This window comes from Tateyamaria sp., assembly GCF_039945315.1.
Taxonomy (GTDB): domain Bacteria; phylum Pseudomonadota; class Alphaproteobacteria; order Rhodobacterales; family Rhodobacteraceae; genus Tateyamaria.
This window is the reverse complement of the sequence record NZ_JBDUXB010000049.1, coordinates 119,547-129,553: the sequence shown is the minus strand read 5'-3', so window position 1 is coordinate 129,553 and position 10,007 is coordinate 119,547. Positions and strand designations below refer to the sequence as shown.

Annotated in this window: 11 protein-coding genes and 1 pseudogene; 4 read left to right on the top strand and 8 right to left on the bottom strand. The window is 58.2% G+C overall.

Going from position 1 to position 10,007, the window contains the following annotated elements; translation table 11 throughout:
- Window positions 1-629 (bottom strand): annotated as a pseudogene (locus ABJD00_RS15615) (transposase); the annotation flags it as partial.
- Window positions 630-715: 86 nt separating this feature from the next.
- Here ABJD00_RS15615 and ABJD00_RS15610 point away from each other — a divergent pair.
- The gene (locus tag ABJD00_RS15610) at window positions 716-1,207 is read left to right on the top strand and encodes an adenylate/guanylate cyclase domain-containing protein (protein ID WP_413832435.1); all 492 of its coding nucleotides are present in this window, start codon (window positions 716-718) and stop codon (window positions 1,205-1,207) included.
- Window positions 1,208-1,229: 22 nt separating this feature from the next.
- Here the strand turns inward: ABJD00_RS15610 and ABJD00_RS15605 are convergent, their stop codons facing one another.
- From ABJD00_RS15605 to glyA, 3 genes are all read right to left on the bottom strand, one after another.
- Window positions 1,230-1,481 carry a YdcH family protein gene (locus tag ABJD00_RS15605; protein WP_108835285.1) on the bottom strand — a complete coding sequence of 84 codons (252 nt, stop codon included), beginning with the start codon at window positions 1,479-1,481 and terminating at the stop codon, window positions 1,230-1,232.
- A 21-nt stretch (window positions 1,482-1,502) separates the two neighbouring features.
- Window positions 1,503-2,399: a polyphosphate kinase 2 gene (gene ppk2 / locus ABJD00_RS15600; RefSeq protein WP_413832432.1), complete on the bottom strand. Its 897-nt coding sequence runs from the start codon at window positions 2,397-2,399 to the stop codon at window positions 1,503-1,505.
- A 159-nt stretch (window positions 2,400-2,558) separates the two neighbouring features.
- Window positions 2,559-3,854 (bottom strand): serine hydroxymethyltransferase, encoded by a 1,296-nt coding sequence (glyA, locus tag ABJD00_RS15595; RefSeq protein ID WP_413832430.1) that lies wholly within the window; start codon window positions 3,852-3,854, stop codon window positions 2,559-2,561.
- 174 nt (window positions 3,855-4,028) lie between these two features.
- Here glyA and ABJD00_RS15590 point away from each other — a divergent pair, with 174 nt between their 5' ends.
- Both ABJD00_RS15590 and ABJD00_RS15585 read left to right on the top strand, forming a co-directional pair.
- A complete protein-coding gene (locus ABJD00_RS15590; protein WP_413832428.1) occupies window positions 4,029-4,790 on the top strand; it encodes an NAD kinase in 762 nt (253 codons plus the stop codon).
- Complete coding sequence (locus tag ABJD00_RS15585; protein ID WP_413832426.1) at window positions 4,787-5,986, top strand: Coenzyme F420 hydrogenase/dehydrogenase, beta subunit C-terminal domain; 1,200 nt, start codon at window positions 4,787-4,789, stop codon at window positions 5,984-5,986. The genes ABJD00_RS15590 and ABJD00_RS15585 overlap by 4 nt, the downstream gene beginning before the upstream one ends.
- Window positions 5,987-6,066: 80 nt before the next feature.
- On the opposite strand, the gene ABJD00_RS15580 is transcribed toward ABJD00_RS15585, so the two are convergent.
- The 3 genes from ABJD00_RS15580 to ABJD00_RS15570 are packed head-to-tail and all read right to left on the bottom strand — an operon-like array spanning window position 6,067 to window position 7,649.
- Window positions 6,067-6,624: an SCO family protein gene (locus ABJD00_RS15580; protein WP_413832424.1), complete on the bottom strand. Its 558-nt coding sequence runs from the start codon at window positions 6,622-6,624 to the stop codon at window positions 6,067-6,069.
- 3 nt (window positions 6,625-6,627) lie between these two features.
- Window positions 6,628-7,188 carry a hypothetical protein gene (locus ABJD00_RS15575; protein ID WP_413832422.1) on the bottom strand — a complete coding sequence of 187 codons (561 nt, stop codon included), beginning with the start codon at window positions 7,186-7,188 and terminating at the stop codon, window positions 6,628-6,630.
- Window positions 7,185-7,649: a hypothetical protein gene (locus ABJD00_RS15570; protein WP_413849047.1), complete on the bottom strand. Its 465-nt coding sequence runs from the start codon at window positions 7,647-7,649 to the stop codon at window positions 7,185-7,187. The genes ABJD00_RS15575 and ABJD00_RS15570 overlap by 4 nt, the downstream gene beginning before the upstream one ends.
- A 165-nt stretch (window positions 7,650-7,814) precedes the next feature.
- Here ABJD00_RS15570 and ABJD00_RS15565 point away from each other — a divergent pair, with 165 nt between their 5' ends.
- Window positions 7,815-8,828: a hypothetical protein gene (locus ABJD00_RS15565; protein WP_413832418.1), complete on the top strand. Its 1,014-nt coding sequence runs from the start codon at window positions 7,815-7,817 to the stop codon at window positions 8,826-8,828.
- Between the two features lie 38 nt (window positions 8,829-8,866).
- On the opposite strand, the gene ABJD00_RS15560 is transcribed toward ABJD00_RS15565, so the two are convergent.
- Complete coding sequence (locus ABJD00_RS15560; protein ID WP_413832416.1) at window positions 8,867-9,964, bottom strand: SPOR domain-containing protein; 1,098 nt, start codon at window positions 9,962-9,964, stop codon at window positions 8,867-8,869.
- Between the last annotated feature and the right edge of the window lie 43 nt (window positions 9,965-10,007).

The window sequence follows — 10,007 nt, the reverse complement described above, 5'->3', positions numbered from 1 at the left end:
CGCTAACTCACGCGGGGACAATTCCGTCTCCCGCAAGGCGAAGTCGACGACCCTGCGCTTCACCTCGTCGGGCACCCGGTTCCAGACATGTTTTGACTTGGGAGATTGATCCTGCAATCCGGCCTCACCGCGCTGAAGGTAGCGGTCGTACCAACGATAGAACGTGGTCCGTGGAATGCCGAGCTTGGCCAGCGTCAGGCGTGCCGACAGGTGGCTTTCCTCGACCAGCTGTATGATCTCCAACTTCTCAGATGCAGGGTACCTCATTCGTGGTCGCCCCCATCGCCTGTCATGCTTTTTTTGAGAAGACGCAGTTCGAGCGTCTGCTCTGCAACCACCTCCTTGAGGTCTTTGGCCTCACGACGCAGCTCTTTCACTTCGTCAGTGTTTGCGGCGCGCGCTGTATCCCCAGCCAGGCGCTTCTTCCCGGCCTCCATGAAGTCTTTGGACCACTTGTAATAGATGCCCTGAGATATCCCCTCCCGGCGACACAACTCGGCAATGCTGTCCTCGCCACGCAGGCCATCAAGGACGATCCTGATCTTCTCTTCTGATGAATAATGCTTGCGCGTGGCGCGCTTGATATCTTTGACGATCTTCTCGCCTGGGCTCTTCGTTGTCTTTCTCATCGTCCACTCCTCGGTGGCTACGATGAGCAACAAACACTCTCTTAGCAAATAACCCTATTTGGACCCATAAGCGCTGACGTCAGACAATGAGCCCCGAAGCGACAATCGACCTGCTCAACACCTTTTACACCCTGATGTTTGATGCGGTCACAGGCAATGGGGGCATTGTCAGCTTGATGGTTGGGGACGGTTTGATGGCGCTGTTTGGGGCGCCGCAGCCTTTGGAGAACTCCGCTCAAAGTGCTGCCTCCGCCGCTCAGGAGATGCGCGATATGATGGGCGTGCTCAATCAAGAACGCGACGCGCTGGGCGAGAGTGCGATCAAGGTCGGCTTTGGCATCGCAACGGGAGAGGTGGTGGCGGGCTATGCCGGAACCGATGAGCGCGCCACCTACACCTGCATTGGCAAGACCGTGAACCTTGCCGCAAGGCTTGAAGCACACACAAAAGTGGCAGGTCACACGATCCTGTGTGACCTGCAGACGCAGCGTGCGCTTGTAAATGGGGAGGGCAGCGCGCCACTGTCGCCAATTCAGTTCAAGGGGTTTTCCGAGGCGCTGGATGTCTTTGCCTTGTAGGTGCGGACACCGATTTCGAACTTTATGACTGCGCGGTCTGCTGCATCAGATAGCGATAAATCTCATCTTTGAGATGCATCCGTTCTTTGCGCATCTGGACCAGATGGTCGTCCGAAGTTGGTTCAACATCTGTCTCTGCCCGGTGCACCGCCCGATTGGCGGTGTGATAGGCGTCGCTCAGCTTGGCGAAGTGGGCATCTTTCTCGCGCAAATCGTGCATGAGTGCGGTGTGTTCTGGAAAATCTTCGGCAAGTTCGTGGGGTGTATGAGACATGTAATGTCCTTCTTTGTTGGCTTAGTTATTGGTTTTGCGCGTTTGCGGGTGCAGTGACGTGGCAAGGATATGATCGGAGTTTTGCACCACATGGTCCGCGTGCAGGACGATCAGCGGGTCGGGCAGGGCCGCAACTGCAGTGTCTTTGTCTGGATAGTCCAGTTGCGAAAGAAAGTGCTTCATGCAGTTGAGGCGCGCCCGCTTCTTGTCGTTGGAGCGGATGACGGTCCACGGCGCATCGGCGGTGTCTGTGTAAAAGAACATCGCCTCCTTGGCTTCGGTATAGTCATCCCAACGTTCAATGCTGGCGCGATCAATTGGCGAAAGTTTCCAACGTTTCAGCGGATCGGTTTCGCGTGAGGCAAAGCGGCGCCGTTGTTCTTCCTGTGTAACCGAGAACCAGTATTTGAACAGTTTGATGCCCGACCGGGTCAGCATCCGCTCAAATTCTGGCGTCTGTCGCATGAATTCGAGGTATTCGTTGGGTTCACAAAATTCCATGACCCGCTCTACGCCGGCACGATTGTACCAGGATCGGTCATATAAAACGATCTCACCAGCTGTGGGTAAGTGTTTGATATAGCGTTGAAAGAACCACTGGCCGCGCTCTTCTTCGGTCGGTTTGTTTAGCGCCACGACACGTGCATCGCGTGGGTTCAGGTGTTCCATGAACCGTTTGATCGTGCCCCCTTTGCCTGCGGCATCACGCCCTTCGAACAGCATCACAAACTTTTGGCCCGTATCGGCAACCCAGTGCTGCACCTTCAGAAGCTCGACCTGAAGCGCCGCCTTCTCGGTTTCGTATTCGTCGCGCGAAATCTTGTTGGGATAGGGGTATTCACCTTGCTCGAAGCCGACAACTTCGGCTGCAAGTGGGTTTGCATCTGATTTGCTGTTTTTTGTGACCTTATCGAGCATGTGGTTTCCTTTCCAATGAAAGGACCCTAGGGGCTGTTACCCTGTTCTGCTTTGATATGTGTCAAACGACCTTGTTACGCCCCAAATTTGGCCCAACGTGCAAAAGAAAAAGCCCGCAGTCTTACCTGCGGGCTTTGTGTTCCAAAGAAAGCAAAGGGCTTACAAACCGGGATACATCGGGTAGCGCGCGCAAAGGGCGGCCACTTCGGCCTTGACCTTGTCTTCGACGGCGCCGTTGCCGTCTTCGCCGTTTGCCGCCAGTCCATCGACCACTTCGATGATCCAGTCGCCGATCTGACGGAATTCCGCTTCACCAAAGCCGCGCGTCGTGCCTGCGGGGCTGCCAAGGCGGATGCCGGACGTGATTGTCGGTTTCTCATCATCAAAGGGCACACCGTTCTTGTTGCAGGTGATATGTGCCCGCCCCAACGCTTTTTCGGTCGCGTTGCCTTTTACGCCTTTGGGGCGCAGATCGACCAACATGACGTGGGTGTCAGTGCCGTGCGTGACCGTGTCTAACCCGCCTTTGTGCAACTGATCAGCGAGCGCTTGCGCGTTCTTGATCACCTGTTGCTGGTAGGATTTGAACGACGGATCGAGCGCCTCGCCAAAGGCTACGGCCTTGGCGGCGATCACGTGCATCAATGGCCCGCCCTGTATCCCGGGGAAGATGGCGGAGTTGAATTTCTTCGCCAGCGCCTCGTCATTGGTCAGGATCATACCGCCGCGTGGACCGCGCAGTGTCTTGTGCGTGGTGGTCGTGGCCACGTGCACATGCGGGAACGGGTTGGGGTATTCCCCTGCCGCGATGAGGCCAGCAAAGTGTGCCACATCGGCCAGCACCCATGAGCCAACCTTGTCGGCGATCTCGCGGATGCGGGCAAAGTCGATGACGCGCGGGATAGCAGACCCACCGGCGATGATCATCTGGGGTTTATGCTCAAGCGCCAGTTCTTCGATCTGGTCATAGTCGATATCGAGTGTGTCGCGGCGCACGCCATATTGCACAGCATTGAACCACTTGCCGGACTGGTTCGGTTTGGCGCCATGTGTCAGGTGCCCGCCTGCGTCCAAGGACATGCCGAGGATCGTATCACCGGGCTGCAGCAGCGCCTGAAACACACCCTGGTTGGCCTGCGAGCCAGAGTTCGGCTGCACATTGGCAAAGCCGCAATCAAATAGTTGCTTGGCTCGCTCAATGGCAAGGTTTTCCGCCACATCTACGTACTGGCAACCGCCATAATAGCGGCGGCCCGGATACCCTTCGGCATACTTGTTGGTCATCACTGACCCTTGTGCCTCGAGCACGGCGGCCGAAACGATGTTCTCGGAAGCGATCAGTTCGATCTCGTCGCGCTGGCGTCCCAACTCGTCGCGGATCGAGCCAAACAGCTCTGGGTCGCGGTCGGCGAGGGATTGGGTAAAGAAACCGTCGGTGCGATGGGGCGCGTTCATGGGCACTCTCCTGATGATCTGCGAGTCGAGTTGAATTTAGACCGTTTCCTATCGGAAACCACACCGGGCGCAAAGGATGTAAAGCGACTAATCCCACGCGATCGGCGGCAATGCTGGTAAGGGGCGAAAATATATGGTTCTTTCGGCACAAAGACACCACCATAGGAAACGCACATGTCGCTGAAAATCGCCTTTGCTGCCAGCGGCGCACCTGTGGCGCAGTCGGCGTGTGCGGCGCTTGTGGATCGGTACGGCGATGCTGACCTCGAAGATGCGGACGTGATTGTGGCGCTTGGGGGAGATGGATTCATGCTCCAGACCTTGCACGGGTCGCAGCATCTCAATGTCCCCGTTTACGGGATGAATCGCGGCACAATAGGTTTCCTAATGAACGAATACGGCGAGGCGGATCTCGAAGCGCGCCTTGATGCAGCCGAAGAGGCGCTTTTGAACCCGTTGACTATGACGGCTCGGGATGTGGATGGGAACGAGCACAAGGCTCTGGCCATAAACGAAGTGTCATTGCTGCGCGCAGGGCCTCAAGCTGCCAAACTTCGCATTTCGGTCGACGATAGACTGCGCATGGATGAGTTGGTTTGCGACGGTGCACTGGTCGCAACCCCCGCTGGTTCCACGGCCTACAATTACTCCGCCCACGGACCTGTGCTGCCGATTGGCTCTGACGTGCTCGCCTTAACGGCGGTGGCGGCGTTCCGTCCACGCCGATGGCGGGGGGCTTTGTTGCCCAAAATGGCACGCGTGCGTTTTGAGGTCCTTGAGCCCGAAAAGCGCCCCGTGATGGCTGAAGCAGACTCTCGTGCCATCCGAAATGTGGTGTCCGTTGAAATCCAGTCCGAACCGGCTGTGGTCCACCGTATCCTCTTTGATCCCGGCCACGGGTTGGAGGAGCGGCTGATCTCAGAGCAGTTCTCTTGACTCTGCGCGATCCGGTTCCACGATCCCTGTGCACCGATTGCGGGGTGTCCCGGATGGCCGACCCGACTGTTTGCGGGACAGCCTGCCAGTTCATCAAACCAGACTATCCGGGTCTTGAGCGCGCCGTGCACGGGCGCTACCGAGGGACGGGGGATGAACTGTTCTTTGGCCCCTTTCAGTCGATGCACCGCGCGGCGATGGTTGCTCCGAAAGATGGCGCGCAGTGGACGGGGATCACGACGTCACTGGCTGCTGATCTGCTGGAGAAGGGACAGGTCGACGCAGTGCTGACCATGGTGCCGGACGAACAGGACCGCTGGAAACCGCAGCCCGCTCTGATCACGCAAGCCTGTGACATGGTCCGCGCCCGGGGCATGCGCATGGGGTACGCACCGCTTCTGGCACTTTTGGAGGAAGCGCAGGAACGTGGGTTCAAACGACTCGCAGTTATCGGGATTCCCTGCCAGATCTATGCGTTGCGCAAGCTTGAGGCGTCTTTGGGTCTCGACCGCCTGTACGTCATCGGGACGCCGTGTTCGGACAACACGACAACCGAGAACTTCCATGAGTTCCTCGCTCTGCTCGACGAAGACCCGGACAGTATCACCTATCTGGAATTTCGCGCCGACTACCGGGTCGAATTGCGCTTTGCAGATGGACGGCAACGGCTGATCCCGTTCCTCAAACTGCCGATCTCGGACTTGCCGCCGGACTTTTTTCCTCTGACCTGCAAAACATGCGTGGACTACACCAATGTGCTTGCCGACATCACGGTGGGCTATATGGCGGGCGAGGGCGATCAGTGGCTGATTGTGCGCAATGCACGAGGGGCGGAAATGCTAGAGGGGCTCGGTGCACGCGTCACGCTCAGCGCTCCGGGCTCAAAGGGAAAACGGGCGGCTGCCGTCAAAGGGTTTATCGCCAATACGGCCCGTGCTGCGGGAGGGCTGCCCCTCAGGCGGATGCCGAATTGGGTGCGGCCCATCGTGAGTTGGCTGCAACCACGCACAGGTCCGAGGGGGCTGGAATTCGCCCGCACGCGGGTTGAGATGAAAGCAGCAGAAACCGTGCTGCATTTGCGTCATGCCTTGCCGGCAAAAATGAAGAACATGATCCCAGATCACGTTTGGCACATCGCCAAGCGCTATGGACTGACCCCCAAGGAAGGCGAAAGACCATCTACTTCTTCTGACTGAAAATACGGCGGGCGAGGGCGCTCAAGCACCCGGAGGCAGAGGTTCCAAACACTCTACTTTGGTCAGCTGCGTATGGCGTCCTAACTTTGCGGATCCAGATACCCGCGCGCAATGTTGGCCATCTGGTCTACATCAAGAACCGGAGGCAGCAGCGTCAGTAACGCACCATTGGCGTCCAACAAATGTACGAAACTGCCATGGGCATAGATCCAGCCGTATTCCGGGTCCTCAAACAGCGGTGTGATCTCGACGGCAAAGGCGTCATAGGCTGCTTGCAAAGCGCTCGGTTCTCCGGTCAACCCGACGAACCCGGGATGGATGTCGGAGAGGGGCGCACCCATAGTCTCGACCCGATCCTGATCCGGGGCGACCGTGATCATCACCGGCGTCACATCAATCCCGTCTTCGGCGAGTACATCCACGACCTGCGCCATCAGAGGTAGGGCGGCGGAACAGATGTTGAGGCAATTGGCATAGCCAAAAAATACAAGCTGCGCATTGCCGTTCGGATCAACCTCAGTGCGCACGTCGCCGTACTGGTCTAATAGTGTGAAAGGCCCTCCGATATTGACCGGAAAGGGGCTTTGTCCAAACGCTGGAAATGCTGCGCAACACAATGCTGCTATAAGGGCGCGCATCGCTCAGAAGTTCTCTTCTATATAGGTCTTGTCGACATCAAGCCCGAGCCCGAGATAACCTTCGGTCTCGATAATGCTGTTCACGCGCGGGTCGCGACGGAACCACGGGCCCTTGCCCTTGGCTTCGGGATGGTTCTTGGCCCAGACTTTGGTCCATTGATTGGCTTTGATCTTGTCCGCATCCGCCACCTTGATCGTTTGCAAAAGATAAACGTTGTTTGCCCCAAGTTCGGGATCATCCAGCATCAGTCCATCGACGGTGACGGTCTGGCCGCAAAATGGGGCCAGTTCCACCGCAGCGCCGGTAAAGGCAGGCTGACTGTTTTTCATTGGTAGAACCAGAACGTCATCGGCTGTGCGCACGAGGCCCAGTTGCCGTCTGCCGGCACCACAGTCTTCGGGGCAGTCTCCGGTCAAGGTGCACAGAACGTCGACGACTTCTGCGTCGAATTTGGCGGGAGCTTCGGCATAGAGGTTCCACGAGCGCGCCTCGGAACCTTCCGAGAAATCCTGCGCGGCAAGCGGGCTGGCGATCAGCGCCAGACATGCAATCAAGTGTTTCATTTGTTGGGATCCGGGATCGAGAAGGGGGGGGCATTGCCGTAGTCGTCGTGGTTCTGGTTGGTGATATCCAGATCAGAAACCACGTTCGCGACGACGAGGTAGTTCAGTCCGTCACGCTCATAAAGCATGCCGTCGGCTTCAACCGTATGGGCCGCAAGGTTCAAGAGCGTATCACCACCGGCCGCCTCGGCGTCATCGCCTACTTTGAGAACCATGTAGTCAGTTCCATCCTCGGCCAGCAACCCGACGGGGATACCGCCGGCACTGCACCACAAAGCGCAGGTATGGTGGGCGGACCCGACAACGGCGTCCGGGCTACCCATGACGCCAGAGTAGTAACACCACGTGTCAATAATCTCGCCTGTGACCTGAATGCGGGTGCCTTCCGCCGCCTGCGCGCCGAGCGGCGCGGACAGCACCATCAACGCTGTTCCGAGGGTCGCTTTGAGTGATAACTTCATCATCTTGGCCCTTTTCTTGATATGCTTTGAGCGTACGGACAAAAGCCTACGGGTCAAATCACGCTTTGGTTGCGCGCGCATTTGTGATCGCTTGGCGCTCTGGGTCGCGCATGCTAGAGTTCGCCCAATGACAAAGAGGCACGAGCGGGCCCGGCACATACAGACATGACGGCACTGAGCAAATATGAGCGGCTCGAAGCGACGGGCTTGTGGCGCAGCGCGCCTGATGGGCAACGGCGTGAGGTGTTCGTGTCTATTGGCGATGCCACGCTGGTGATCAGTGATCTCAACAACCGCGCGGTGACGCATTGGTCTCTGGCCGCTATTGAGCGTGGCGGGGACGTGGATGGACGCATCGTCTTTCATCCAGATGGTGACCCAGGTGAAACGCTGGAATTTGCCCCCAACGAGACCGAGATGATCGAGGCGATCGACACATTGCGTCAGGCCGTAGCGCGTGCCCGTCCGCATCCGGGGCGGTTGCGCTGGTTGGGGGCCGCCGTTTCTGTATTAGCTGTCGGCGCGCTCGCTGTGTTGTGGTTGCCTGGCGCGTTGGTCGATTATGCGATGCGTGTTGTACCTCCCGTCAAAGAGGCGGAAATTGGTGCGGCGTTGCTTGTGCGCATTGAACGGGTCTCCGGCGCACGGTGCCGCAGTGTACAGGCCCGCGATGCTCTGACGGCGCTGGCGCGACGCACAGGGGCTGTGCGGATTGTGATCGTTCCGGGTGGCGTGCGCGCGGCATTGGCGTTGCCCGGCGGAACAATTCTGCTGAACCGCGCGTTGGTGGAAGATTACGAAGAACCGGATGTGGCGGCAGGATATGCGTTGGTAGAGCAGGTACGCAGTGTGGCCACCCCTCCATTGCGGACCCTGCTCGAACACGCAGGCGTTCGCGCGTCCGTCACATTGCTGACCACGGGCGCTGTTCCGTCCAAGGCTTTAGATGACTATACCACTGCGCAGCTGTCGCGCTTTGCACCTACACTGCCAGCTGATGAGGTTTTGCCTGCATTCGCAGATGCTGCGTTGCGCAGCACTCCGTATGCGCGGGCACGCGACATTTCAGGGGAACAAACGCTAGATTTGATTGAAGCGGACCCAATGGCCGGTCAACAGCCTGATCCAATCATGCGCGATCGTGATTGGCTACAACTTCAATCCATTTGCGAAAGCTGAGCGCAGGGCGGATCAGGACCCGCCATACTTTTTAGCTATCAGCGCACAAACGCATCTTTGAAACCGGCCGCGCGGCTTGTGTTCAGAGCTTGCGCAAGGCTGTTTGAACTTTCAAAGGGCCCTGCCACCACAACCTGGTAGCGTTTTAACCCACGTCGGGTCTTGCCAATGCGTGCAGGCAGGCCAGCGCGGATGATACGTTGCGCGGCGGCTTGCGCATTGGCTGGCTTGTCGTAGGTGCCGACTTGCACATAACGGCCTGTGCTGTCTGCTTTGGCCTTGGCTGGAACGACGGGCTCCGGGGCCGATCGTGTCGAAACCGTCGGCGCACGGGTCTTTGCCTTGTTGCGGACAATGCGCTTTTGCAATTGGCCGTCACGGTAAACGAGGGTGACACTGCCCAGTTCGCGCAGTTGCGTTTCCATGTCAGTGTAGGGGTAAACCAATGCGATCGTGGCCGTCACATCCTTGCCAGACGTGCGATCCACAAGGCGGCGTGGCACTGTCTGTGTCCAGACCAGCTGCGTTCGCACGACACCCTCAAGCGATTGCTCAGCGCGACGCGGGTTCAAGCGATCGTCGTCCCACACGCGGCGATATCCTTTTGGAACCGGGAAAGCGTCCTGCCGAGGTCGTGTCTCATAAACTTGGCGTGGTACAATACGAGAGCGCGGCGTCACCACTGGTGGAGCGGTGGTTGCTTTAGGCGTTGTGCGTGCAACTCGTGGGGCCGCGGCGGCAGGGGCCGGAGTGCTCGCTACCGCTGCGGGGGCAGGTCGCGCTTGTGGTCGTGCGGTAGAGGCCTCGCCCTGTGATGCCTGTGTTGTGGTCGCAGATTCCACGACTACTGGCGTTGATGGGGCTGACGCACTCGCGCTCTGCGTGCCGATAAGCGTTGGTGTCTGTCCACAGATCAACTGGCGTTGCTGATTGACCTGCGGCACCCAGTTGATGTTGCCATCAATGCCTGCACGGATGAACACGCAACCGTTGCTGTCGACGTATTGCGCGCCACGGTAAGACGCAGGCGGCAGCTCCGCTGGTGCCTGAACAGCAGCAAGGTTTTGCGCATACGCAGCACCCGAGCCAAAACCCAATCCGATCACAGTGATCGCGGCAATTCTTGTTAATTTCATCATATCCCCCACAAGATATAGGAGAAATGATGCCTGAATCCTG

Excerpts from the sequence above, each read along its gene's own strand:
- ABJD00_RS15580 (WP_413832424.1), bottom strand. The coding sequence starts at position 6,624 with ATGCGCGCCCTTATAGCAGCATTGTGTTGCGCAGCATTTCCAGCGTTT.
- ABJD00_RS15605 (WP_108835285.1), bottom strand. The coding sequence starts at position 1,481 with ATGTCTCATACACCCCACGAACTTGCCGAAGATTTTCCAGAACACACC.
- ABJD00_RS15590 (WP_413832428.1), top strand. The coding sequence starts at position 4,029 with ATGTCGCTGAAAATCGCCTTTGCTGCCAGCGGCGCACCTGTGGCGCAG.
- glyA (WP_413832430.1), bottom strand. The coding sequence starts at position 3,854 with ATGAACGCGCCCCATCGCACCGACGGTTTCTTTACCCAATCCCTCGCC.
- ABJD00_RS15560 (WP_413832416.1), bottom strand. The coding sequence starts at position 9,964 with ATGAAATTAACAAGAATTGCCGCGATCACTGTGATCGGATTGGGTTTT.
- ABJD00_RS15575 (WP_413832422.1), bottom strand. The coding sequence starts at position 7,188 with ATGAAACACTTGATTGCATGTCTGGCGCTGATCGCCAGCCCGCTTGCC.
- ABJD00_RS15570 (WP_413849047.1), bottom strand. The coding sequence starts at position 7,649 with ATGAAGTTATCACTCAAAGCGACCCTCGGAACAGCGTTGATGGTGCTG.
- ABJD00_RS15610 (WP_413832435.1), top strand. The coding sequence starts at position 716 with ATGAGCCCCGAAGCGACAATCGACCTGCTCAACACCTTTTACACCCTG.
- ABJD00_RS15565 (WP_413832418.1), top strand. The coding sequence starts at position 7,815 with ATGACGGCACTGAGCAAATATGAGCGGCTCGAAGCGACGGGCTTGTGG.
- ppk2 (WP_413832432.1), bottom strand. The coding sequence starts at position 2,399 with ATGCTCGATAAGGTCACAAAAAACAGCAAATCAGATGCAAACCCACTT.